General features: G+C 57.5%; 19 protein-coding genes and 2 pseudogenes. 15 read left to right on the plus strand and 6 right to left on the minus strand.

Annotated features, from left to right (window positions below):
* Positions 1–76: 76 nt before the first annotated feature.
* The gene (locus K6117_RS09735; RefSeq protein ID WP_221794442.1) at positions 77–2572 is read right to left on the minus strand and encodes a TonB-dependent receptor; all 2496 of its coding nucleotides are present in this window, start codon (positions 2570–2572) and stop codon (positions 77–79) included.
* 291 nt (positions 2573–2863) lie between these two features.
* Between K6117_RS09735 and K6117_RS09740 the strand changes: the two genes are divergently transcribed.
* Both K6117_RS09740 and K6117_RS09745 read left to right on the plus strand, forming a co-directional pair.
* Complete coding sequence (locus K6117_RS09740) at positions 2864–3538, plus strand: TetR/AcrR family transcriptional regulator (RefSeq protein ID WP_221794444.1); 675 nt, start codon at positions 2864–2866, stop codon at positions 3536–3538.
* Positions 3539–3589: 51 nt separating this feature from the next.
* A complete protein-coding gene (locus K6117_RS09745) occupies positions 3590–4792 on the plus strand; it encodes an aromatic ring-hydroxylating oxygenase subunit alpha (RefSeq protein WP_221794446.1) in 1203 nt (400 codons plus the stop codon).
* A gap of 445 nt (positions 4793–5237) precedes the next feature.
* On the opposite strand, the gene K6117_RS09750 is transcribed toward K6117_RS09745, so the two are convergent.
* Positions 5238–7526, minus strand: coding sequence for a TonB-dependent receptor (locus tag K6117_RS09750; RefSeq protein ID WP_221794448.1), 2289 nt, complete (start codon positions 7524–7526; stop codon positions 5238–5240).
* 1051 nt (positions 7527–8577) lie between these two features.
* On the opposite strand from K6117_RS09750, the gene K6117_RS09755 reads away from it, so the two are divergent.
* The 9 genes and pseudogenes from K6117_RS09755 (at position 8578) to K6117_RS09795 (ending at position 16042) form a co-directional block, all read left to right on the plus strand.
* A complete protein-coding gene (locus tag K6117_RS09755; protein WP_221794450.1) occupies positions 8578–8817 on the plus strand; it encodes a hypothetical protein in 240 nt (79 codons plus the stop codon).
* A gap of 48 nt (positions 8818–8865) precedes the next feature.
* Positions 8866–9891 (plus strand): MDR family NADP-dependent oxidoreductase, encoded by a 1026-nt coding sequence (locus tag K6117_RS09760; protein WP_246605004.1) that lies wholly within the window; start codon positions 8866–8868, stop codon positions 9889–9891.
* 174 nt (positions 9892–10065) lie between these two features.
* A pseudogene (locus tag K6117_RS09765) lies at positions 10066–10550 on the plus strand (IS3 family transposase); the annotation flags it as partial.
* A gap of 242 nt (positions 10551–10792) precedes the next feature.
* The gene (locus K6117_RS09770) at positions 10793–11569 is read left to right on the plus strand and encodes an SDR family oxidoreductase (RefSeq protein ID WP_221794452.1); all 777 of its coding nucleotides are present in this window, start codon (positions 10793–10795) and stop codon (positions 11567–11569) included.
* A 21-nt stretch (positions 11570–11590) separates the two neighbouring features.
* Positions 11591–12694 (plus strand): acetoin dehydrogenase dihydrolipoyllysine-residue acetyltransferase subunit, encoded by a 1104-nt coding sequence (locus K6117_RS09775; RefSeq protein ID WP_281422131.1) that lies wholly within the window; start codon positions 11591–11593, stop codon positions 12692–12694.
* Between the two features lie 11 nt (positions 12695–12705).
* A complete protein-coding gene (locus K6117_RS09780) occupies positions 12706–13704 on the plus strand; it encodes a thiamine pyrophosphate-dependent dehydrogenase E1 component subunit alpha (RefSeq protein ID WP_246605005.1) in 999 nt (332 codons plus the stop codon).
* 13 nt (positions 13705–13717) lie between these two features.
* The gene (locus K6117_RS09785) at positions 13718–14734 is read left to right on the plus strand and encodes an alpha-ketoacid dehydrogenase subunit beta (RefSeq protein WP_221794457.1); all 1017 of its coding nucleotides are present in this window, start codon (positions 13718–13720) and stop codon (positions 14732–14734) included.
* A gap of 11 nt (positions 14735–14745) precedes the next feature.
* Positions 14746–15513 (plus strand): SDR family NAD(P)-dependent oxidoreductase, encoded by a 768-nt coding sequence (locus tag K6117_RS09790; protein WP_221794459.1) that lies wholly within the window; start codon positions 14746–14748, stop codon positions 15511–15513.
* A gap of 1 nt (position 15514) precedes the next feature.
* The gene (locus K6117_RS09795; protein WP_221794461.1) at positions 15515–16042 is read left to right on the plus strand and encodes a nuclear transport factor 2 family protein; all 528 of its coding nucleotides are present in this window, start codon (positions 15515–15517) and stop codon (positions 16040–16042) included.
* Positions 16043–16069: 27 nt separating this feature from the next.
* On the opposite strand, the gene K6117_RS09800 is transcribed toward K6117_RS09795, so the two are convergent.
* From K6117_RS09800 to K6117_RS09810, 3 genes are all read right to left on the minus strand, one after another.
* Positions 16070–16837 carry a TetR/AcrR family transcriptional regulator gene (locus K6117_RS09800; protein WP_343211771.1) on the minus strand — a complete coding sequence of 256 codons (768 nt, stop codon included), beginning with the start codon at positions 16835–16837 and terminating at the stop codon, positions 16070–16072.
* 140 nt (positions 16838–16977) lie between these two features.
* Positions 16978–17856, minus strand: a complete 879-nt coding sequence (locus tag K6117_RS09805) for a sugar phosphate isomerase/epimerase family protein (RefSeq protein WP_221794465.1) — start codon at positions 17854–17856, stop codon at positions 16978–16980.
* A 19-nt stretch (positions 17857–17875) separates the two neighbouring features.
* Positions 17876–19246, minus strand: a complete 1371-nt coding sequence (locus tag K6117_RS09810; protein ID WP_221794468.1) for an aromatic ring-hydroxylating oxygenase subunit alpha — start codon at positions 19244–19246, stop codon at positions 17876–17878.
* 87 nt (positions 19247–19333) lie between these two features.
* Between K6117_RS09810 and K6117_RS09815 the strand changes: the two genes are divergently transcribed.
* The 4 genes and pseudogenes from K6117_RS09815 to K6117_RS09830 all read left to right on the plus strand — a co-directional run.
* Positions 19334–20887 carry an aromatic ring-hydroxylating oxygenase subunit alpha gene (locus tag K6117_RS09815; protein ID WP_343211770.1) on the plus strand — a complete coding sequence of 518 codons (1554 nt, stop codon included), beginning with the start codon at positions 19334–19336 and terminating at the stop codon, positions 20885–20887.
* Between the two features lie 400 nt (positions 20888–21287).
* On the plus strand, positions 21288–21677 hold the full coding sequence (locus K6117_RS09820) for a VOC family protein (protein WP_221794470.1): 390 nt from the start codon (positions 21288–21290) through the stop codon (positions 21675–21677).
* Positions 21674–22324 carry a glutathione S-transferase family protein gene (locus K6117_RS09825; protein WP_221794471.1) on the plus strand — a complete coding sequence of 217 codons (651 nt, stop codon included), beginning with the start codon at positions 21674–21676 and terminating at the stop codon, positions 22322–22324. The genes K6117_RS09820 and K6117_RS09825 overlap by 4 nt, the downstream gene beginning before the upstream one ends.
* A 45-nt stretch (positions 22325–22369) precedes the next feature.
* A pseudogene (locus tag K6117_RS09830) lies at positions 22370–22789 on the plus strand (SRPBCC domain-containing protein); the annotation flags it as partial.
* Between the two features lie 84 nt (positions 22790–22873).
* Here K6117_RS09830 and K6117_RS09835 read toward each other — a convergent pair.
* Positions 22874–23731, minus strand: coding sequence for an OmpA family protein (locus tag K6117_RS09835; RefSeq protein WP_221794472.1), 858 nt, complete (start codon positions 23729–23731; stop codon positions 22874–22876).
* Positions 23732–23857 lie beyond the last annotated feature (126 nt).

Here is a 23857-nt window from a genome sequence, read left to right on the forward strand (position 1 = left end):
CGCTAGCTGAAATTTTAAAAAAATGCGTTCCGGACGCCGGGAGGGGATTTAGCGCCCGGAACGCGTGCCTTCCGGGTCAGTACCGGAAGGTAATTTGTGCCTGAACGGTGCGCGGCAGATTGGCGAAGCCGATCTGGTCACCGGCAATGCCGTTGACAGTCCCGGTCCCGCTGCCGGTGTTCGGCGCATCCAAGCCGCCGGTCGCATACCAGCGATCGGTCAAATTCTTGCCGATCAGCGCGAACTCCCAATGGGTGTCCTCGGTCTTGACCCGGATCGAGGCGTCGAGGTTCACATAGGCTTTCTGGCGGGTGTACGGACTGCCGAACGCACTCGCGAGATAGTTGTCGCTATAGCGGCTATCGACCGACAGGCCGAGGATCAGGCCGTTACCCACGGGTGTTTCGTAGGAGGCACCGAGCGTCGCCGTCCACAGCGGCGCATTGGCCGTCGGCGAACCCTTCAGGTTCTGGTTAGTGCCGGTTTCGCCGGAGATGATCGGACGCGTGGTGCCATTCGCGAGCAACAACAGGTTGCAACCTGCAGTCGACTTTTGCCCGGTGTAGCATGGTGCATTCGGGACATTGCCGTAGCGCGCCTTGTTGTAGTTCACGCTACCGCGCAGGTTCAGCCCTTCGATCGCACGCGGGGCGAATTCGACCTCAAGTTCAACACCTTTGGTGGTCGCCGAACCGGCATTGATCGTGCTGAACGCGAACACCGGCGCGTTGAAGAAATCGAGCTGGAGGTTGCTATATTTGTAGCGATACATCCCCACATTGAAGCGCAGTTGGCGATCAAGCAGGATCGTCTTGGCACCGACTTCAAAGCCCTTCGCCTTTTCCGGATCGAACTCGAAATCGGCAAGGCTGGCGGATGGGCTGTAAATACCTGAGTTCGAAAAGCCGCCCGACTTATAGGCGGTCTTATAGGCAGCATAAAGATTGATGTCGCGGTTTGGCTTGAAGCTGATCGTGGCTTCCGGCGACCAGTTGTTGAAACTCAGGTTCGAGGGCAGGCGGATGCCCGGTGCGAACACACCCTGCGTCACGCGGGTTGGATGGGAATAAGGCTGGATGAAATAGCTGTCCTTGGTCTCGTGCGTGTAGCGCACGCCGCTGGTGACCTCGACCTTGTCGACCGGCTTCCAGATCACCTGGCCGAAGGCGGCAATGGTCTCGCCTTCGGTCTGGCTGTCCTTGGAGTTGGCGACATAACGACGGAAAGTCGGGGTGGCCGCGCTATTCTCCAGCCCGCCTGATGCCGTCCACGCAAGATAATCGCGCTTGGTCTTCTGGTAATAGCCGCCGACCATCAAATTGACCGGCCCATCATAGTTGGTCAGAGCGCGGAATTCGCTGGATAAGGCATGGAAGGTCGACCATTCAGTCGCGAAGATGCCACCATAAGGCGGGGTGACGGTCGTGCCATTGAAGTCGCTCGGCAGGTTGCTCGCCGACAGGCTATCCGCGTCGAAGCGGAAGATGTTGCGGTTCCAGTTATAGTTGGTGACCGATGTCAGCGTGATGTTGTCCAGTTCGTAGCTGAGATTCGCGGTCACCGCCCAACTGCGATAGCTGTTGCCGAGAGCGCCGTCGTCGAGCGCATAAGGCACCGCATTGGCGCCGTTCCATAATGCCGTCGGGAGCCGGTTGGCAGAGGATTGAAACTTGCGGGCGCACTGCACATTCGGGTTCTTTGCGGCATAACCGGTTGGACAATTATAATAGACTGACGAAGACGCCGGATTGTCGTTGTTATTGGTGCCGAAATTGCCCTTCAAGGTGGCGGCGAAGCGATCTGTCGGTTCCCATTTCAGCGTGGTCCGGATGTAGAATTCTTTACTACGCCCCTCGCCCGCCGGACCGGAATTGTGGACTGTCTGCGTGCCGGTGGCAATGTCGGTTGTACGATAGTTAGTCGACGTCGCGAGATTCTTGTAATAGCCGTCATACATCTTGCTGCCGCGCACCGCGACACGGATGCCGAGCGTTTCGGTCAACGGGGTGGAGACGATGGCTTCGCCCGTCACCTGCCTAGCAGCAAACTCATAGCCGACGCGACCGATCACTTCCAACTTGTCGCCGGGATCTGCGGTGGTGATCGAGACCACGCCTGCGGTGGCATTCTTGCCGAAGAACAGCGCCTGCGGGCCTTTCAGAATTTCTAAGCGGCCAAGATCGAAAAAGCCTTCGTTGATGGTGCGGCCCTGACCATAATAGACGCCGTCCACAATGACGGCGACCGACTGCTCAAGGCCGATCGAGGACGAGTTCGAGCCAATGCCACGCAACACGAGGGTCGCCCCCGAACCGGACGGCGCACGGCCGATCACGAACTGCGGCGTCGAAGCAGCAACGCGCTCAAGACTCGAAAGGTCATAACGCTCGATCTGTTCTGCCGAGATGGCGGTCACAGACACAGGCACATCCTGCGTCGTTTCGACGCGTTTGCGGGCAGTGACGACGATGTCCTGAATGCCGCCTTCATCCGATTGGCTGGCGGCGGCACTGTCCTGCGCTAGTGCGGGGGCTGCGATACAACCAGTGGCGATGATGGTTGCCCCCAACATGGCCTGACGCAATGTGTTTAGCCTGCCATTTGGGCGTTTATCGAGTGAATTCATGTGCATCTCTCTCTGTCGTTGTTGCCGTCGAAATTGATTCGATCCTCGTGTGGTGATCGACTTAGATCACAACTCGCATAATTAACGCAAGTGACTTTTAATTTAGGGTGTATTTTCGCAGTTTTTTCGAAAATTTACCATATATCCCCATATTTCAGCAATTTTATAAACTCATATGAGTTATTTATTCCGTGAAAAGTGCTTGCTGTGTCACGCGAGTGCGTTATTTATGGTGGGATGAATGCAAGCCATAAAAATGCCGAAGAATTGGATGTGTCGCCCCAGACGCTGACGGTCAAAGAGCAGCTCATCCTTGCTGGAGAGCAGCTTTTTGGACAAAAGGGTATTGAAGGGACTTCCTTGCGGGAGATCGCGACCAAAGCCGAAAATGGCAATAACAATGCCGTCCGTTATCATTTCGGATCCAAGGAAGGCCTAATTCAGGCGATCTTTCACTATCGCGTGGCGCAATTGGAGCCTTATCGCGCTGAAATGTTCAAAATCGCCAAGGCTAAGAGCACCCTGCATGATCTGCGGACGCTGATAGAAATTCTGTATCTGCCCCATCTCCAAATTTGCGATGATGTGGGGCGTCACCCTTATATTGCGTTTCTGCTGCATTATTTGCTGTATTATCGTCCAAAAGGAATGATGCATGTCGCAGATCAGGCCTCGCCAAATGGTCCTAATCTGTATTTATTGCTAAAACTGTTGAGAGAGCGATTTTTCTATTTAGATCCTGATGTACTTGAGCGCCGTTTGCTCACCGCGAACGTCACTTTTTTCTCGGTTGTCCTCTTTCACGACGAGTTAACACAGCGTCTTGATCAGTCGACCTTTCGCGAGGTGTTGAGCGATACGCTGGAACAAATTGTCGCCGCTTTCAATACGCCCGTGCGGCCAATGGAATAACCTGTTGAGGCGGACATGAGGTATCATCCCCAAAATCTTAGGAGATAGAAGATGGACGTTCGCCAGCAACTGGTCAGCGATGCCGTAGAAATGCTGGCGCGACTTGAAAGTCGCTCGATTACGCAGGCGCCAAGCGTGAAGACGTTGGATACTGTCGCCTACACCGACTCGGCGATCTTCCAGCAGGAATGCCAACACATCTTCCGCAAGATCCCGTTGATGCTTGCGGCGTCGTGTGAGTTGCCAGCAGTTGGTGACTATAAGACGATGGAGGTCGCTGGCATTCCGATACTGCTGACGCGTGGCAAGGATGGCCAAGTAAGGGCGTTCCTGAACGCCTGCACCCATCGCGGGTCAAAGCTGGCGCACGATTGTGGACATGCCGCGCGTTTTACCTGCCCTTATCACGCATGGACCTTTGGTCTGGACGGTAGCCTGATCAGCGTGGCGGCACGCAAGGCGTTTGGCGATGTTGATGCCGAGGCCAGTGCACTGATCGAGTTTCCGACCACGGAACGGGCCGGCCTCATTTGGGCGATACTCGACCCTGCCGCCTCGCCTGAATTCGACACATTTTTGTCCGGCATCGACAAGCTGCTTGAGGGGTTCAACTTCGCCAACTGGCATTATTTCGAGAGCCGCTCACTATCGGGCGCTAACTGGAAACTCGCCTTCGACGCGCATCTTGATTTCTACCATTTGCCCGTCCTGCATCGCAATACATTCGGCAATAAGATCAGCAATCTGGCGGAATATTTCTATTACGGCCCGCACCAAAGACTCGGGCTCGTGTCGACTGATGAGCATGTGTTGGAACAAGACGATCTGGCCAGCCTAGCGCACCAACCACAGGAAGAATGGCCGCTCGACACTCTGTTGTTTGGCGAGTGGATCATCTTCCCCAATGTGTCGATTAACTGCTTCTACAAGGGAGGTCGCGGCGTCATCATCTCGCAGATATTCCCCGGCAGAACTGCTGAAGAATCCATCACGGTGCAGATGTTCCTCCACGAGAAAAAGCCGGAGGGTGAGCTACTGCATGATGCCCGTGCCATGTCGGATTTTCTCGGCCATGTCGTCAGTGAGGAAGATCTACCGATGTCGCGCGATCAGCAGCAGGTGTTTGCTTCAGGCCTGCTGCCAAAGGTCCAACTCGGCCGCAACGAAGGCGGCGTGCAGCACTTCCATCACTGGCTTGACCTGTTCGTCAACGCCCCTGCACGGGCGTCACTTGCAGAGATCATGAAAGGCTAGGATAACAGTCAAAAGGACTGCCATATACTCATGAGATCATATTGCTGAATTTAGTTCTGCGGTGCGACTGTGGCCTTCTACCCCGCAAGCGAGCGCCGTTTCAGAACCCTCCAAGCGGCCAGCACGAACCGCGCATGGGACGTTATCAGGCCTTATATGCGTCGGGGGGGGGCTGGCTAACCCATCAAGTCTAGGCACTGCGGTCCAGTCGGGCGTTTGGTAGGCAGGGCGGGCCTGAGTCGGCGATGGTGCGCTCAATTTCAGTTCAGAGCGGGCAGGTTCAAGGGGGCTGAATGTACGCGCTAACAAAGCATATAATGTTGGTAGGGAATTTGTATTAAAAAATATTGGTTTTATTGAAAAGCCCCGCGGCTTGAACCGAGCCGCGGGGCAATACACAAAGATAGGAACGAAGCGCTACTTATATATTAAGTTCGGTCCAGAATTAGAACTTGTAGCCGACCTGCACACCATAAACGCGCGGCTCGCGAGCCGTTGCGAAGCTCCACAGACCAGCCACGGTGAACGCGGTGGCAGGGCCACGGTTGTCGAGCAAGTTACGCCCGAACACCGTGATGCGGGTTTCGCCGCCACCAGTTGGCAGGATGTAAGAGAGCGACGCATCAAGCAGGCTCTGCTTGTTGGCACGCACACGCGGATCGTTGGAAGTCAGCACGGTGGTGCCATTGTCCTGGATCGTCGGGATACGAGCATCACGCGAAACCTGCTGGTCATAGGCGCCGATGTAGCGATAGCCACCGTTCAGGCGTACCTGATGGTCATTGCCGAGCTCATATTTGTATTCGAAGCTCACAGACGCTGTGATCTTCGGCGCGTAGATCATGTTGACGCCCGAATAATCATAGATGTGCAGACCCGAATCGAGGACGTTGTCATCGCCATCAGTGATCGACCAGGCTTCCTTGTTGGTGAAGCCGGAGAAGCGGTTGTGGAGATAACCCAATGAACCACGCACGGTCAGGCCATCAATCGGACGGGCGGTGAAGTCGGCTTCGATACCCTTGACCTTGGCGGACGCGGCATTCTCGACGATCGTGATGTTGCCGGTCGAACCACCCGACTTGGTGATCGTTTCTTGGATGTCCTTGTATTTCACGTAGAAGCCGGCAAGGTTCAGGGTCAGGCGACGGTCGAACAGTTCGGCCTTCACGCCAGCTTCAAACGAGTTCACCTTTTCCGGGTTGAACGGCGTCGTTGCCGATACCTGGTCAAGACCGCGACCGCTAAAGCCGCCCGAACGGTAACCCTGCGACCACGAACCATAGACCATCAGGTCGTGGGTCGGACGATAGTCGAGCGAGACCTTCGGCGTGAACTTGGTCCACGACTTGTGGTTCCAGCCGAAATCGGTGAACACGCCAGCGCCGTCCGGTGCCGAGGTATCCAGGCCCTTCTTGTCATGCGTCACGCGGCCACCGAAGTTCAGGCGCAACTTGGGCAGGAACTCCCAGTTGAAGTCACCAAATGCGGCAACGCTCTGCGACGTGCCATGGGTGATCTGCGACTGGTAGAAATCACCGCCGAACAAGCTGGTCTTCTGGTTGAGCGTGTACTTGCTGTCGAAGAAATAGCCGCCGACGACGAAGTCGAAATTCTCGGCGAACTGGCCACTGGCGCGCAGTTCCTGGCTGATCTGGCGATATTTCGAGTGACGGTCAACCTTGTAGAACGGCTCCGCAAAGCTGTCCACGTCCTCATATGAGCTGTCTTTCGACTCACGATAGTTGGTCAGCGAGGTCAGCTTGACCAGACCGGCGTTCCAGTTCATTTCCAGCGTGGCGGCTGGCGAGCTGTAGCGCGCCTGGCCCGGATCGGCGAAGACGGTGTAGAGATCCTTGGTGGTGTTGCGATTGCATTCACCCGGAACCGCCGCAAAGAGGCAGAACACTTCACCTGTGCCCGAAATGTTGGACACTACGTTATCCTGCTCGGAGACCTGCTTTTCGAGGGTCAGCAAGGCGTCGAAATCTTCGCTCGCCTTGTACAGGAAGGACGCGCCGAAGTTAGTGTTATTGCCACCACCACGAGGGCTGCGATCGGTGTAGTATTTGTAGAAGCCGTCGGTCTGGGTGTGGAAGGCGAAGACCTTTGCGAACAGCTTGTCCTTGACCAGCGGCACGTGCAGCACACCGCGTTCGGACATGGTATTGAAACTGCCATATTCCATCTCGAACTTGCCGCCGAGCTCTTCCTTCGGTCGGCTGCGCTTGATGTTGATCACGCCGCCGATGGTGTTGCGGCCGAACAGGTTGCCCTGCGGACCACGCAGCACTTCGATCGAATCAATGTCGAAGAAGTCGAGCAGCTGGCCGGTGCTGGTGCCGATAAAGGCGCCATCAACCACGACGGCCACGGTCGGATCGAACGACTTTTCAATGTCGGCGAAGGAGAGGCCGCGGATCGAAATGTTCGCTGCCGCGCCACCGGTCACCTGTTGGGTGATCAGGAGGTTCGGGGCCGTGCCCTGGATGTCAGCGATGCTGACCGACGCCTTGGATTCGAGCTGCGATGCAACAATCGCGGTCATTGCGATCGGGGTCTGCTGTAGCGTTTCGTTGCGACGACGGGCCGAAACGATAATGTCCTGAATCTGGTTGCTGTCATTGGCCTGGGTGCTGGCGTCGGCAGCTTGGGCCGGCGCGGACATTGCGATTGCCATCGAACTGGCAAAGGTGGTCAGCAGAAGTTGACGTCGAAAATTGATTATTTTCATTTTTATATCCCCCCTATAAGGTTGTGTTCTAGATTTACGCGTCTCTGGCTGTACATGGTCTGTTAGGATGAGGTCATCGCCGCATATCGCGCGAGACGAATACTCTTCCTTCATTCACTGCGCTTGGACCACAACTGCAACAGAGCGTGATTTCACCAAGCTATATATTATCGTTGATACGCCAACATTTTTTATAACTTAAGGCGAGAAGCATTCTTCAGAAATCTAGATGCGCCCATCTCGCGTAATATTATTAGTTTAAATACTACAGCCAGCTGAAAATATCTCTCGGACCCAATTGTCTGTCAATACTAAGACTAAGGATAGCGGGAGGGAGGGAGGGAGGGAGGAGTAAAGGCCTTCCGTGTGGCTGAGCTGCCAAGAGGAGCGCTCCGGCCGATGATATGATGGAGCCCGCTGCCTTTTCATCCGCACCCAGAAGATCAATTTTGGTAGTGCGGACGTTCTATTATTATATCCGCAGCCTGCGTTGTGTGGGTGCGACGATCCCGCCATACTCGCCTTCGAGGCAGATTAGGTGGAGAGGGCAAAGCCCTGTTTGGAAGCAACAAGACTGCCGGCGTGATCAACATTCGCCGTTCGCGCCCGACGATGGAAATGGGCGTCGAGTACTATGTTTTCCGCCTTTCCGGTCGGTCGCGTATTCACCGATTATTTCTGCCAGCCTGGCGTTTGGCATCCTGTTATTCCTTATTATTTATAGTTTTTTGCGCCAAGCGGACTGTTAGCGATTCCTACTCGGAAAACGATTCTACGCGCTCCATCTAAACTATAATATAGGATAGTATCGTAGATGCGGGGCCGCCCATAGGCCTGACATATCGGAAACGCCACACCAAAAAGAGTGGGGATCGATTGCGGTGCGCTCTGCGTGCCGAAGGGGGGGGCGATGGAAGGTCAGGTTCTTCAGGACGAGGCAGTGGTCGTCACGTGCGCGGGGCGCGGGACCGGTCGCGAGATTGCTTTGACCTACGTGGCCTAGGGCGCCAAAGTGGTGGTCGCTTCGCGCACAAAGGAAACCGTCGCTAGGGTGACCAAGGACATCAACGATGCCGGCGGCGTCGTAATCGGCGTTGCCTGCGATGTCGGTGACTGCGATACGTTGAAAAGACAGCCAAGGCGTTCGGCGCTGTCCATATCCTTGTCAACAATGCACACGGCTTCGGGACCGAAGCCGATCCGCAGTTTTCTAAGGAGTTCGTCGCTTGCGAGGATGCAGAAGGACGATTGGGAATATACCTTCCGTATCGGCGCTACGGCCATACGGTGATGCTGGAAGGCGGCATGCACACTTTGCTTTGACCGAAGGATTATGACGATGAACGCGGGCACAAATCGGTTGTGGCAGGTCGGCAAGCCGAATGACGATATACATGGCGGCATGGCGCTGGTGCGCGGCCACTTCGAGCGCGGCGAGGGTGCCGTGCCTGCGGTGGGCGAGGGGCAGGTGCTCGTCCGGGCGGAATATTTTTCGCCCGATGCGATGAATCATGCCTGGGTGCGCGGCATGCCGGGCAAGTTTGATCCGCTAGCGCCTGGCACCACGATGCGCGGCGGCGTAGCGGGTACGATCATTGCCAGCCTCAATCCGGATTGGCCCGAGGGCACGCGGGTGACCGGTTTCCTCGACTGGGCAGATTACTCGCTGAGCGACGGCACCGATCACATGGGCGTGCCGTTGCAACGCATCCCGGATGGCGTGGCGTCGGCGAGCGGGTTGGTGACGCTGGGCATGAGCGGTGTCTGCGCGTGGCTGGGTCTTGCCCATTTCACGCGCCCGCGCCCCGGTGATACGGTTTTGGTCTCCGGCGCATCAGGCGGGATCGGCTCGATTGCAGGGCAACTCGTGCCACTGTTCGGCGCGCGTCCGGTGGGCATTGCCGGGGGTGCCGAGAAGTGCGCGGCTGCTCTGGCCAACGGCTTCGACGCGATGGTCGACTACAAGGCGCACGACCTGCCGGGCCAGATCGCCAAGGCATGCCCGCAAGGCGTCGACCTGTTCTTCGACAATGTTGGCGGCCCTCTGCTTGATGCAGCACTGGTGAACATGAGCCATTACGGACAGGTACTGATCTGCGGCGGCACGGCGCATTACGGCGTCAAGCCAGAGCCGATCTACAACCACATCCATATGGCGATGCGTTCGCTCACCATGCGCGGATTCTTCTATTTCGACCATGTCGACCTGTGGGACGGCGCGCGGCAGCGATTGGCACATTGGTTGCGTGACGGCCGCATCCGAGAATGGCTCGATGTCGAGGAAGGCTTTGAAGCGGTGCCGGATGCCGCGCTCGCCGGGTTTCACGGCGGCGTGAAGGGGCGCAAACTGATCCGGATCGCTTGAGCGCGCTCCTTGTCCTGTTGAGTGCAGGAGACGGGAAAAGGTTCGTAACGGCTAGGGAGAGGCGAAGGCCGTGTCCATACTAGGGCGTGGACTCATTTCGCGGTGCAACAGAGGCGTGTGCAGATGAGTTTGACGGCAGCGAGATAGTAAGCGGGATTCGTCTCATCGGTTAGCAGGCCCTTGATCGTGGCTGCCAACACTCTGGATCGCCAGTTCAACGTGGCCGCGCCGGACCTGCCTGGGTGACAGACATCACCTACATCCGCACGATGGAAGGCTTTGCCTATCTCGCTGTCGTGCTCGACCTGTACTCACGCCGCGTGGTGGGCTGGTCGATACAAAGCCGCCAGACCAGCGACGTAGTCCTGTAGGCCCTTCACATGGCTGTCTGGCGGCGCAAGCCAGAGCATCGGGTGCTGATCCATTCTGACCAGGGCTCTCAGTTCACCAGTATGGACTGGGCGGCCTTCACCAGAGCTCACAATTTTGAGCACTCGATGAGCCGGCGACGGACCTGTAAAACACGCGAGGAGGCCAGACAGGACGTATTCGATTACATCGAAATGTTCTACAACCCGGTGCGCAAGCATGTCAGGAACGGGATGCTGTCGCCCGTCGAGTTCGAACGACAGCAGATTTTGAATGCGGAAGGCGTCTAGAAAACTAGGGGCTATTCACAGAGCCGCCGCCAACAGGGCGGTCATATACGCATCACCAATTACTCTTAGGTGTGACTGCGGGTTTCTGCCTTGCAAGCGAGCGCCGTTTCAGATCCCTCCAAGCGGCACAGGCCTGCCGATCCACATGTCTTTCTTCTCGCCGTCTTGCCGCTGTTGACGCGGTACTCGAATGAGTATAACCACGGTTATGGATAATAATAACACTTGTTTTTGAGGACTGAATGGGCGAGCTATCAGGCAAGGTTGCGCTTGTTACGGGCGGCACGGCGGGCATTGGTGAGGCCGCTGTTCGCCGTTTTGTGCGGGAGGGTGCGCGTGTCCTCTTCACAGGTGGGAACATCGATGCCGGTGAACGAATCGCCCGTGAAACAGGTGGCCTGTTTTGTCGGCATGATGTGGCCAATGTTCAGGACTGGCCGCAGCTTGAAATGCAGCTTGCAGCGCTTGAGCGGCTAGACATTGCCTTCGTCAATGCAGGTATCAATAGTGATGATAGCGACATTGAAAGCGTGTCATTCGACGCATGGCGGCGGATATTTGCCGTCAATGTCGATGGCGCGATGCTGACGTGCAAAGCGGCAATTGCGGCGATGAAGAAAAATCCCGAAGGTCCGTCGGGTTCGATCATTATCAATTCCTCGATCACGGCCATGGCCGGATTGCCGGGAGATGTTGCCTATACGGCGAGCAAGGGCGCCCTGCTTTCGCTGGCCAAGTCGATCGCCGTGTATTGCGGCAAGGCGGGTTACAACATTCGATGCAATTCGATTCACGCGGGCATTACCGAGACTCCCAATATCACACGCGCAATGGCTGCATCGGAAGATCCTGCTGCAGCCCGCGCATATTTGGAGCGGACCTCGCCATTGGGCCGGCTCGCATCTGTCGATGAGATTGCCGATCTGGTCTCATATCTCGGTTCGGCACGTTCCAGCTTTGTCACGGGTGCGGCCTGGGTGATTGATGGCGGTGCGACCGCTGGATTTCCGGGCCTTTAAACAATATCTGAAAGGACTTTCATGAGTGGAATAACGGCTGTCAGGATACCTAAATGGGGTCTTTCCATGACCGAAGGCACTGTCGTGGCTTGGCACAAGGCCGTGGGCGATAGCGTCACCGAGGATGAAGACCTTGTCGATATCGAGACGGCGAAGATAACGAATGTCGCGCTGGCACCCGGCAATGGTGTGCTGCGCCGCATCACGGTCGATCTCGGCGATACGATGCCGGTAGGGGCGCTCATCGGTGTCATTGCCGATGCAGCGGTTGCGGATGCCGAGATCGAGACGTTTATCGAGGACTTTAATGCCCGTTTTGGTGTCTTGAAAACTGAAGGGGCGGGAGAGGCGGTGTTTCAACCTGCCACTGTCGATAGTCGACTTGGCCCCATCAGTATCGGTCAGCGCGGCGATGGATCTGGCGATACAATCCTGCTGATCCATGGCTTCGCGTCCGACATGAACAGTTGGGGTTTCAATATCGAAGCGTTGGGCGAGGGGCGAACGCTGGTTGCGCTCGATTTGCCCGGACACGGCACATCCACCAAGAATGTTGGCGATGGCACAATCGCCACGTTGGCTGCGGCTGTCGGTGATGTTCTCACCCGGCTCGAAGTGGAGCGGGTGCATCTTGTCGGCCATTCATTGGGCGCTGCGGTGGCTCTGCAACTGGCTGAACTGCTGGAAGGAAAGCTGGGCGAGATGGTCCTTGTCGCGCCCGCAGGCTTGCCGGGCAGCACTGTTTCCTCCGATTTCCTGAACGGGCTGCTGACGGCGCGTCGCCAGCGTGAGTTGAAGGGTTATCTGGAGATGCTGATGGCCGATTCTTCTCGTGTCACGCATGAGATGGTCGAAGACATCATCAAATTCCGGCGCGTGGATGGCGTGATGGACGCGCTCGGCAAAATCCGGGACCAGATCAACAGTGGCGAACAGTTCGCCGGCCTGGGTGCATTGGTCGAGAAATACCGACCGCTCGTCATCATTGGCGAGGCCGACCGCATTATCGTGCGCGACTCCCTTCAGGAAAACGGGGAGGTCAAGGTCATCCCATATGCCGGTCATATGCCGCATGTGGAGAGTCCCAATGAGGTCAATGCGCTTATCGTTGCGCGTCTGGGCTAAGGAATAAGACTATGAATATAAGCACATTGGATAAGAGCTTTGCGATGCAAATGAGTCGCGACGAGTTATTGCGCGCCTATCGCACAATGATCGAAATCCGCGCGTTTGACGAGCGGATCGAGAAGGACTTCGCCGCCGGGAAGATACCGGGTTTCGGACATGTCTATCTTGGTGCTGAGGCGATCGCAGCGGGCGCTTGCCATGATCTCGCCGCAGATGATTATATCGCTTCGACCCATCGCGGCCATGGCCATTGCATTGCCAAAGGCTGCGACCTTGAAGGCATGATGCTGGAAATCTTCGGCAAAGCCGGTGGCATTTGTGGCGGCAAGGGCGGTTCGATGCACATCGCCGATTTCGACAAGGGCATGCTGGGTGCCAATGCGATTGTCGGTGGTTCGCCGCCCATCGTGGTCGGGGCTGCACTGAACCAGAAAATCCGGAAGACGGGCAAGGTCGCGGTGGCCTTTGCGGGTGATGGCGCTTCCAATCAGGGCACCACATTCGAGGCGATGAACATGGCGGTCGTGTTGCAGGTGCCGGCCATCTTCGTGATCGAGAATAACGGGTTTGGCGAGCATACCGCATCCAGCTATTCGGTGGGCGCGGAGTCCATCGCTGCCCGCGCCGCCGCTTTCGGTATGCCGGCGGAACAGATTGATGGGGTCGATTTCTTCGCAGTGCGAGAATCGATGCTGAAAGCCCTTGAGCGTGCGCGCACCGGCGGCGGGCCGACCACCATCGAGATGAAGGTGCCGCGCTATCTTGGGCATTATATCGGTGATCCACAGGCGTACCGCACCCCTGCAGAACTAAAGGCGGCCCGTGCTATTGATCCCTTGGTGACGTTCCGGGAGAAGGTCGTGTCGGCGGGGTTGCTTGATGCCGAAACCTTCGCCGTCATCGATCTCGAGACCTATGCGCGCGTTGAAGCCGCTGCAGAGAAGGCCTTGGAAGCTCCCTATCCTGATCCGTCTGCGCTCGAACGCGACGTTTATATTTCATATTGAGAGGCCGAATATCATGGCTAAAAAAACATATCTGCAGGCTATTGCCGAAGCGCTGCGCCTCGAAATGCGGCGCGACCCCAATGTGTTCCTGATCGGCGAGGATATCGCTGGCGGGGCAGGCACTGATCACCGTGGTTCGGTCGGCGGGATTTTCGGCCTGACGTCGGGATTTATCGAGGAATTTGGCGCGGATCGCGTGATCGATACACCGATCTCGGAAAGCGCGATCATCGGCGCCGCGAACGGGGCGGCGATCACCGGCATGCGGCCAGTGGCCGAGCTGATGTTCGTCGATTTTGTCGGGGTCTGCCTTGATCAAATCTTCAATCAGGCGGCCAAGTTTCGCTACATGTTCGGCGGCAAGGCCAAATGCCCGCTGGTCATTCGCGCGCCGATCGGCGGCGGTCTGCGCGCAGGCGCGCAGCATAGCGCGACGCTGCACCCGCTCTTCACCATGTTTCCGGGATTGAAGGTGGTGATGCCGTCCAACCCCTATGATGCCAAGGGCCTGTTGATCGAGGCCATCCGCAACGATGATCCGGTCATCTTTCTCGAACACAAGCTGCTCTACGGGATGGAAGCCGATGTGCCGGATGAAGCCTATTGCATCCCCTTTGGCGAGGCCGATTTCGTTCGCGAGGGTGATGATGTGACCTTGGTTGCGTTCAGCGCGATGGTGCCTCGCGCGGTCGAGGTGGCAGACAGGCTGGAGCGTGAGGGTATTTCAGTCGAAGTGATCGATCCGCGGACCACTTCGCCGCTCGATAAGGGCGCTATTCTGGAAAGCGTCGAGCGCACGGGCCGACTGGTGATTGTGGACGAAAGTCCGCCACGTTGCTCCATGGCTTCCGACATTGCCGGCATCGTCGCACAGGAGGGCTTTGCCTTCCTCAAGGCCCCGATCGAGGCTGTGACATGCCCGCATACGTCCTCGCCTTTTTCCCCTTCGCTTGAGGATGCCTATATGCCCAGCGTGGAGAGAATCGAAGCCGCTGTGCGTAAGGCACATGCATATCGCGCTGCCGCATAGGAAGGGCCGGTATGGATCTCCAACTTAAAGGCAAGCGCGCGCTGATCTCCGGTGGGAGCAAGGGGATCGGGCGTGCCTGTGCGCATCGCTTGCTGGAAGAGGGCGCGAGCGTCGCCTTCTTCGCGCGCGGGCAGGACGCCATCGATCAGACGGTGGCCGAACTCTCGCGCATAGGTCCGATCTTGGGCTATGCCGTCGATGGCGCAAATTATGATGCTGTCACGCGCTGGGTGGACGTCGCCGGGGAGGCGCTGGGCGGGGTCGACATTGTCGTCAACAATGCCACTGCTTCCGGCCAGCTTGAATGGGGGCGCGAGGCCTATATCAACAATTTCGATGTTGATCTGATGAGCTGCGTCGCGCTCAACGATGCGGCCTATCCATGGTTCAAAAAGGCGAAGGGAGGCGCGATTGTCCAGATCGCCACGATCACCGCGATCGAGCATCACGACATGCCGATCTCGCCGAGCTATGGCGCGATGAAGGCGGCTGCCATCAACATGACGGCGCAACTGGCGCAGCGGTGGGGGCCGGAAAACGTCCGTGCCAATTGCGTTTCACCCGGCCCGATCCAGTTTCCTGGTGGTGTGTGGGATTCGGTGCAGGTCGGCTATCCCCGCGAATATGAGCGCGACCGCACGCAGCATCCATTGCAGCGTATGGGCACCGATTATGAGGTCGCCGATGTCGTGACCTTCCTTGCCAGCCCCCGTGCGGCTTGGGTCAATGGTGCCAATGTCGTCGTCGATGGCGGTTTTACCAAGCAGGTGGGATTTTAAGATGGCGCTGGATGAGAAGCTTTGCCTGCTGCTTGAAAAACAGGCCATTCTTGAGGCACTGTATCGCTATGCGCGCGGTTGGGATCGGTTCGATCGCGAACTTGTTCTCAATGCCTTCCATCCAGACGCCACGATTTGCCATGCGGGTTTTGAAGGAACGGCGCACGCGCTCATGAATATGTGGCTAGATGCTTGTGCTACCCGCAAATCGATGACGCACCTGATTACCAATGCGTTGATTGAGGTCAGCGGCAACACGGCGATCAGCGAAGCGCATTTCTTCGCCCATCATCGCCGCGCCGCAGAAGGGGGCGTTGGCGAAAAGGATTGGTTCATCAAGGGCCGCTATCTTGATCGATTTGAACGTCGCGCCGGTGATGAGTGGAAGATCGCACATCGCATTGGCGTGCTGGATTTTGAACGATTGGTGGACCCTGCCGATCCAGAACTCTCGCAATTGCCCATGAGCGCACGTGGCAGTTATCGCCCTGCCGATCCCCTCTATTTGTTGCTGGGCTCTATATCGTAACAGGCCAAATCATTGGCTATGAGTCCCTCAGGCGCGCTTGGAGAGGTAGCGCTGTTCGTTGCCTTCGCTGAGTGTTTCGATTTGCAGCATGGCATCAACCAGCAGCTTGCGTAGGCGCGCATTCTCGGCAGCCAATTCATTTTCGATCGGCGCTTCGGCCTTTTGCCTGGGCACGGGCAGCCGCGTGGGCATCGGCGTGCCGAGCAGGGTCATGATCATTTCAACCTGTTCACGGACCAATTGGCGCTGCTGATCCGCCGACCAGACGCCGAGCGCGCCATGAATGCCAATCCCGGCGACAGCCGTTTGCAATTGCTGCGCGATATGATTGCGGGTCATTCTTGCCGTGTCCGGCGTAAAATAGCCGCGGATACGCATCATGCCGACCAGAAGTCGCCGCCAGCGCTGGCCGAAGTCGCGCTGTTCGGCGATGATGTCTTCATCAGATAATGTTTGCGCCCAGAATACCATCCAGACACGGGCATCGATCATGCGTTCTTCGTCGAGCGGCAACAATGTCTCAAGGCATTCGGCGAGATCGGCATTGGCGGCGATAGCGAGCTTCAGCCGACGGACCTGTCGGGCCGAGCATTGGCGCAGCGTGAAGAGCATCAGCTCCTTTTTACTGTCGAAATAATGCGAAACGATATGGGTGCTGTAACCGGCCTCTTGGGCGATCTCGCGGACTCTGACGCCGTCCAGGCCGCGCTCGGCAATGATCCGTGCGGTTACGCGCGCGACCTCATAGCGCCTGTCGTCGCGGTCGCCGCCGATGATCTGTCCATGATCCTTCACAACCAAGCCATGCCTCACTGTTGTTGTTGAAGATTTGCCATGCCCCAAGACAGGGGTTGGGGGAAGAGCGCGCGGACAGAAATTGGCGGTGCCGATATTGCGGCACCGCCTTTACCGCGACCTTGGCGGCAGTCCTTCGCTTATGCTGCGCCGACCGGCAGAGACAAGCGTTCGAAACAGCGCATGGTCGCCGCATAGGACTGCCGCGCGGCTTCAGCCGGTGTAAGCTTGCGCAGTTCTTCGGAGAGGATTTCCACGCCGTACAGGCCGCGATAGCCGGTTGCGATGACATGTGCGAGGAAGTCCGGCACGTTGAAATCGCCTTCGCCCGGTAGTTTGCGACGGAGCAGCGTGTCCTCCATGATCGTGCCAACCAACGCCGCATTGGCGTCGTCCAGCTCGATATGCTTGATATATTGCGGCGGAATGGTCGCGAAATCGGCATAAGGAATGCCGCCCCGGTTCATATGCCAGACGTCGAGTAGCAGGCCGCCCCATTGCGGATTGGCATCCTCGACGATGCTGATCGCTGTGGGGAGATCGCGGACGTTGGAATCCGGAAATATCTCGATGGTGACCATGGTCCCGGCATCGCCCGCCTGACGGGCCAATTCGGTGAAGCTCGAACGCATCCGATCAATGGACCATGACGTCCCGGTAATGTCGCCCCCCACTTTGATCTGATACGCGCCCAGTTGTTCGGCGGCGCGGAGCAGATAGGCGCGGTCCTCATCTGCGCGCACGCGGCGCTCACCGTCCGCAAACCAGTCGAGCAGGACTTCGAACTCGACATGATCAAGGCCAGCATCGGCGATGATCGCGCGAATACCCTGAAAGCCATGCTTGGCCTCCAATGCCCGAAGATCGTCGGTGACCAGCCCGATCCCGCAATAGCCAGCCTCGGCAGCGGCCCTCGCGCGTTCTTCGAGTGAATGCGGGCTGACGGTGTTGCCGGCAAGTGGCATCACATTGCCGGCAATGGTGAAGTAACTGGCCATCAGGCGTGGACTTATTGTCATATGCTCTCCTCCCGCTGTTTCAGTTGTTAAGATATTTTTCGAGCGTGTGCTGGATGTGGCGGAGCCGGGATTCCAGATAGGCGGAATACACGCCGACACCGGCCTTGCTGGCGTGCATGCCGTCACGCTGCAGCCGCAGGATATTGGTGTCCTGATCGAACAGATTGCCAAAGCCGGGGTCCATGCCCGGTACATCGGTATAGCTGCCGTCTTCCGGGACGATCACGACCTCCGCCGGGGCCGGGCGCTCCTGTCCCGGCGACAAAGGGCGCAGAAACAGGATGTCGAACGTGCATCGGTTGGGATCGTTGCCGATCGGGCGATAGACGTAAAGCACGCGTACCGAGATCCCGGCAAAGATGAACAGGTTCGGGAACAGGGTGTATTTGATGGAATCGATCACCTCTGCATTTGATAGCGCCGCGAGATCCATGCCGAACTGTTCGGTCATCGTCGTGCGGACGGTGCGGGCCATCATGCTGCGCGCCGTTTCACCCGGGGCCAGTTGCGGACGGCCACCGATGACCGCGCCATCGCCCATGAGCATCATGTCGAGAATTTCCTGCTCTGGCAGCGGTTCGGGCAGGGACGGGCTGGATACCCCAAGCGCAACGATGTCGCGGCTGACATGGTCGCCGAAAATGTCATGCTGGGCGTTGATGTCACCCGCTGTGCCGACGCACTGGGGGTGGACGAGGTTGGTATGATAGCCCTCGATGAACGCATCTTGGGCGGCCTTCCAGTTGCAAGGCAGCTCTTTGCGGGCGTGTACGCTGACATACCAATCGGTCATGTCCCAGTTACGGAAATGCGCGGGCAGCACCTCGAGATAGTCTGCGAGCGAAGGCCCCGTATCGGCGAGGTTGATGAATACCATTCCGTTCCAGCTATCCACCCGGACGGTTGGCAACCGCATCTTGGCCTTATCGAGATGGGGGAAGTCCCAAGAACAGGGGACGTTGACGAGGTCGCCCTCAAGGCTCCAGTTCCAGCCATGATAGGGGCAGTGGATCGATGCTGACCAGCCTGATCCCTCTTTCAGCTTTGTGCCGCGGTGGAGACAGCTATTGTGATAGGCCTTGAGCTGGCCATCGTCGCCCCGCACGATGATGACAGAGTGGCGACCGATTTCATAAACGTGAAAGTCGCCCGGGCTTGCCACATGTTCCTCGCGGCAGGCAAATTGCCAGACGCGGCTCCACATTTTCTCCATTTCCCGGTCGAAATAGGCTTGGCTCGTATAGCGTTCGAGCGGAATGGGATCGAGCGACGGCAGTGGATTATTGTCGATCCGCAGGACGTCTGGCACCCGGCCACCATCCCGATCCAGAATCTGCTGATAGGTGGGGCGGGGTCGATCGATATCCTCAACAGAAATAATCTTATTCATTTATTTCTCTCCTATATCAATTTGAGAGGCTCCAGCTTGACACTTTTTGCCCATGATAATAACCACTGTTATGACACTACATAACGAATGTTTGCAAGGGTCGATTTGACCATCTTGAGATTGGCCGCGCCGCCACGCGGTGGGCTTCCAAGCCTCCGCCATTTGTTGATCTGGCGCGTCGGGCAAAGAGGATGGTCATCCCCCTTGCAACTGGGAGAGGACGAAGAAATGGACGCAGAAACGCCACGCGATTTGGGCGAGAACGAGATGCTGGGGTCTGCTCGCTGCCCCGGGGACGGCTGGATCGATTTGATGGAGGCCGATTCTCGTGAGGTTCCGGCATTTCTGAAGACCGAGCATTATGAATATCTCGGTTCAGACCCGATCTCGACGGAGCGTTACTGGCACCCCGACTTTGCAACGGCTGAGAATGCGAAGCTATGGCCCTATGTCTGGCAGTTTGCCGCACGTGAAGAAGAACTCCCCGAACCCGGCGACTATGTCGTTTTTGAAAATGCAGGACGCAGTTATCTGCTCGTGCGTCAGGAGGACGGGGCTGTTCGGGCTTTCCATAATGTCTGCCTCCACCGTGGCCGGAAGTTGCGCACCGAAAGTGGGTGGGCAAGCGAATTTACCTGCCCTTTTCATGGTTTTTCGTGGAAACCGAATGGCGAACTCAGCAACATCCCATGCCGATGGGATTTCCAGCATCTTGAAGACGACAAGATGAAGCTGCCGGAGGCGTCGGTTGGTCGTTGGGGCGGCTATATTTTCGTCCGTGAGGCGGATGAAGGGCCGGCGCTTGAGGAATATCTGCATCCGATACCGACGCATTTCAAACGCTGGAAACATGAAGAGTGTGTCACGACGGCGTGGGTAGCAAAAGTTGTGCCTGCGAATTGGAAGGCCACGATGGAAGCCTTTATGGAATCCTACCATGCATATGTGACGCATCCGCAGCTCATGCCTTTTCACGGCGATGCGAATGCCAGCTACCATGTTTGGGGCGATCACGTGAATGCATCATGGTCGCTGTTCGGCGTGATCTCCCCCCATCTAGATCCTACCAATAAGTCCCAGCAATGGATTGTGGACGAGTTCGAGCGGTACAATGGCCGGACGGCAGACAATTTTGATGCGTCGGCTCAAGTGCATGTCGAGGTGCCGGAAGGCTTAACTGCGCGACGGGCGGTCGGTGAAGTCGCACGGCTGAGTTACGCCAAATTATACGATCAGGATTTCAGCGACGTCAGCGATAGCGAACTGATGGATGCGTTGGTGTACAATGTTTTCCCGAACTTCTCCTTATGGGGTGGGTTTACACCCAGCATCATTTACCATTGGAAGCCAGGGCCTGATCCTGATCACTGCATCATGGAAGTGCGTATCCTTACCCGCATGCGGCCTGATCAACCCATGCCGCGTTGTGTGCCGCGCAAATTTCTGGGCTTGGACGAAAAATGGACGGATGCGCCTGAACTGGGTGTTTTGGGTGACGTTTTCGAGCAGGATAATGGCAATCTTCCCTATGTGCAGCAGGGCCTTAAGGCGTCGGTCACGGGTCAAATTCAGCTAGGAAATTATCAAGAAATTCGCGTGCGTCATTTTGAGAATACCATCGATAAATATTTGAACCGGTAACCCTGAGAACAAGTGAGCCTTGCACAACAAAAACGCGAGATTTGTGATGTCTGCTGGGCGCTTCGCGTGCAGATAATATGGCTGAGCATCGCTTGAGGTGATCATGAAAGATTAGGGTAGCAGCCCGCAGGGAGGTGATGCACAGTAGAACCCGAGGACTTGCCATGTGTTATGGACGAGACGGTCTCCAATGGCGACGACCTGCCGCCCGCCTGAGTCCATTTCGGCTTGCCCTATGGCCATAGGGGGTGAATATTGTGACCTGCGCAGGAATGTCGCCGATCACCGATCGAATGGGAGTTTGAGCGATGGACGACTTCATCTGGTATGAACTCCTGACCACTGACGCCGCCGCTGCGACGAAGCTCCGCCATCGCAGTGTTGCGGCAGGGGTAAGACGATGACGGTCGAACTCAATCATACGATCGTCTGGTCCAGCAACCAGATGGCGTCCGCGCGGTTTGTCAGCGAGATCTTGGGCCTGACGCCACCCCGGCGCTTTGCCCATTTCGACGTAGTCGATCTGGCAAATGGCGTTTCGCTCGACTTTGCCGACAAGGAAGGGCCGATCGCGCGACAGCATTATGCCTTCTTGGTCGGCGAGGATGAATTCGATGCGGTCATGGCCCGCATCGCGCAGCGCGGCCTGACCTATTGGGCTGATCCGGCGAGGACCATGCCGGGCGAGATCAACCATTATGACGGCGGTCGTGGCGTTTATTTCGAGGGGCCGGACGGTCATTTGCTCGAAGCGATCACCCGGCCCTATGGGAGCGGAGGGTCGGCATGATGCTCGCGCTCTATGGCCATCCGTTCTCATCCTACACATGGAAGGCGCTGATCGCGCTTTATGCTAATGCCACGCCGTTCGTATTCCGGATGGTCGATCCCAACCATCCGGAAAACGTCGCGCGGGTGCAGGCGGCGAGCCCGCTTGGCAAGTTTCCGTTGCTGGTCGATGGCGAGGTGGAAGTGTTCGAGGCAAGCTCGATCATCGAATATCTCGCGCTTCATCATCCCGGCCCGGCGATGCTGTTGCCCGCCGATCCGGACGAAGCGTTGCGGATGCGGATGTTCGACCGGGTATTCGACAACTATGTCATGAACGTGATGCAGGAGAGCGTCGCGGAGGTGATCCGCGAGGGGGCTCTCAGCGCGCCAACTCGCGAGCGGGTCCACGCCGCCTTGCGCCGCAGTTATAACTGGATCGATAACTGGCTCGCCACTTATCGCCGCCCGATGACGGTCAGCCTTATCGAATGCGCCGCCGCGCCGTCGCTTTTCTATGCCGATTGGGTGCTGCAGATTCCCGATGAGTTCGCGCTGCTCCGGGCATGGCGGGCGCATCTGCTGGCGCTGCCGCCGGTCAAGCGCTGCATTGACGAGGCGCGGCCTTGGCGTCAGTTTTTCCCGCTCGGTGCCCCTGACCGCGATTGAGGAGAAAAACGATGGCCGAGGCCCCTTTATGAGCTCAGCGTTACCACCTTTATTGCCGCGCCACCCGAACGGGTGTGGCGGGCGATGGACAAGGAGATGGAAAAATGGTGGTGCCCTGTCCCTTGGACCACTCAAATCATCGAGCAGGACAAGCGCCCCGGCGGCAGGACCTGCGTGGTCCTGCGCGGTCCGAACGGTGAGGAAGAACGGCTGGAGGGTGTCTATCTTGCCTATGACGAAGGGCGGCGCATCGTTTCCACTGACGCAGTCGATTATCGCTTCTACCCACAAGGGCCGTTCATGATCGGTACGTGGGAAATCTCGCCGGAGGGTGACGGCACCCGCTACACCGCCTCTGCCCGACACTGGAGCGAGGATACAATGCAGATCCATGCGGATATGGGCTTCGCCGATGGCTGGGCGGCCTGTGCGCAGCAGCTGAAGGACCTGTGCGAGGCTGGATGATGGCGGCGACGGATCGCCGCACCTCATGGTCACAGGCGGTCCCTGTCAAGAATGTCGGGGTGAGCAAAGCCCACCCCGTGTGTCTCACATACCGTCAAGGCCCTTGCTGACCAAGATATTCACCGAAACGCGGCGGTTCTGTGCCTTGCCTTCGGCAGTGTCATTGCTCGCCAACGGGTCCGCTTCGGCCATGCCGGTTGGGGTCAGCATGCGATAGGGTTTCCAGCCGCAGGCCTGCTGAAGATAGTTGATGACACGACCGGCGCGCTTTTCGCTCAGCACCTGGTTGAGCTCCTCACTGCCGGTTGAATCAGTGTAACCGACCACAAGCATCAGGGCGTTATTCGTCCCTTCGGCTGCGGTTGCCGTGGCGCAGAGATCGGCCTTGGCCTGTTCCGACAGCACGGCCTTGCCCGTATCGAAGTACACATTTGTCGTGCTCTTGATATTATATTTGTCGATATCGCCCATGCGACCGCGCAGGGCCTCGGTGGCTGCCGCCTGTTCGTCAAAGCGCTGGGCGGTGCCATTCCGAATCATGGTCGCGGTCTTCAGATCGGTGTTCCGGAAAGTGATCTGGCTCGCCACCAAGCTGTCGCCCGATTGCAATGTCTTGACCGTCACTGGAAGGCCGTTGAGCAGCGAAGCTGCGGTCAGCTTATTGCGGGCGCTGAACAGCCCCTTGCTGGCCTTGATCCGGGTGTCATCGTTGATCGCGATAATAGTATTGGTGCCGTCGGCAGCCGTGACCTGTATCTTGTCGCCGCTGCGCGCGGAGATGATGCCTTCGATCTGCGGGCCGGCTGGCAGCACTGCGCCATTGACGATGATGCTGGTCCCGGACGGGTCCTGTTGCTGTTGCGCGAACACGGCCCCCGATGTCGGTAGGGTGAGCATGGCAAGCAGGAAGAGCGCGCCGGGCTTTTGGGAAATGACATGCATGAAACTATTCCTTTAAAATATATCCGTCGGTTCTGCGTGTTCAGGTTCACCTGTCTGGCACATGAACGCTACTGACAAGATTGTAGGTTATGCAGGTGAATGGAGTGCGTCCTGCGGCGAACCGAA

Source organism: Alteraquisediminimonas sediminicola (assembly GCF_019740335.1).
In the GTDB taxonomy this organism is placed as follows: Bacteria; Pseudomonadota; Alphaproteobacteria; order Sphingomonadales; family Sphingomonadaceae; genus Alteraquisediminimonas; species Alteraquisediminimonas sediminicola.

What these genes read in the sequence shown, in the direction of transcription:
- K6117_RS09735 (WP_221794442.1), bottom strand. Translation starts at nt 2,572, where the DNA reads ATGTTGGGGGCAACCATCATCGCCACTGGTTGTATCGCAGCCCCCGCA.
- K6117_RS09740 (WP_221794444.1), top strand. Translation starts at nt 2,864, where the DNA reads ATGAATGCAAGCCATAAAAATGCCGAAGAATTGGATGTGTCGCCCCAG.
- K6117_RS09745 (WP_221794446.1), top strand. Translation starts at nt 3,590, where the DNA reads ATGGACGTTCGCCAGCAACTGGTCAGCGATGCCGTAGAAATGCTGGCG.
- K6117_RS09750 (WP_221794448.1), bottom strand. Translation starts at nt 7,526, where the DNA reads ATGAAAATAATCAATTTTCGACGTCAACTTCTGCTGACCACCTTTGCC.
- K6117_RS09760 (WP_246605004.1), top strand. Translation starts at nt 8,866, where the DNA reads ATGAACGCGGGCACAAATCGGTTGTGGCAGGTCGGCAAGCCGAATGAC.
- K6117_RS09770 (WP_221794452.1), top strand. Translation starts at nt 10,793, where the DNA reads ATGGGCGAGCTATCAGGCAAGGTTGCGCTTGTTACGGGCGGCACGGCG.
- K6117_RS09775 (WP_281422131.1), top strand. Translation starts at nt 11,591, where the DNA reads ATGAGTGGAATAACGGCTGTCAGGATACCTAAATGGGGTCTTTCCATG.
- K6117_RS09780 (WP_246605005.1), top strand. Translation starts at nt 12,706, where the DNA reads ATGAATATAAGCACATTGGATAAGAGCTTTGCGATGCAAATGAGTCGC.
- K6117_RS09785 (WP_221794457.1), top strand. Translation starts at nt 13,718, where the DNA reads ATGGCTAAAAAAACATATCTGCAGGCTATTGCCGAAGCGCTGCGCCTC.
- K6117_RS09790 (WP_221794459.1), top strand. Translation starts at nt 14,746, where the DNA reads ATGGATCTCCAACTTAAAGGCAAGCGCGCGCTGATCTCCGGTGGGAGC.
- K6117_RS09795 (WP_221794461.1), top strand. Translation starts at nt 15,515, where the DNA reads ATGGCGCTGGATGAGAAGCTTTGCCTGCTGCTTGAAAAACAGGCCATT.
- K6117_RS09805 (WP_221794465.1), bottom strand. Translation starts at nt 17,856, where the DNA reads ATGACAATAAGTCCACGCCTGATGGCCAGTTACTTCACCATTGCCGGC.
- K6117_RS09810 (WP_221794468.1), bottom strand. Translation starts at nt 19,246, where the DNA reads ATGAATAAGATTATTTCTGTTGAGGATATCGATCGACCCCGCCCCACC.
- K6117_RS09815 (WP_343211770.1), top strand. Translation starts at nt 19,334, where the DNA reads ATGTTTGCAAGGGTCGATTTGACCATCTTGAGATTGGCCGCGCCGCCA.
- K6117_RS09820 (WP_221794470.1), top strand. Translation starts at nt 21,288, where the DNA reads ATGACGGTCGAACTCAATCATACGATCGTCTGGTCCAGCAACCAGATG.
- K6117_RS09825 (WP_221794471.1), top strand. Translation starts at nt 21,674, where the DNA reads ATGATGCTCGCGCTCTATGGCCATCCGTTCTCATCCTACACATGGAAG.
- K6117_RS09835 (WP_221794472.1), bottom strand. Translation starts at nt 23,731, where the DNA reads ATGCATGTCATTTCCCAAAAGCCCGGCGCGCTCTTCCTGCTTGCCATG.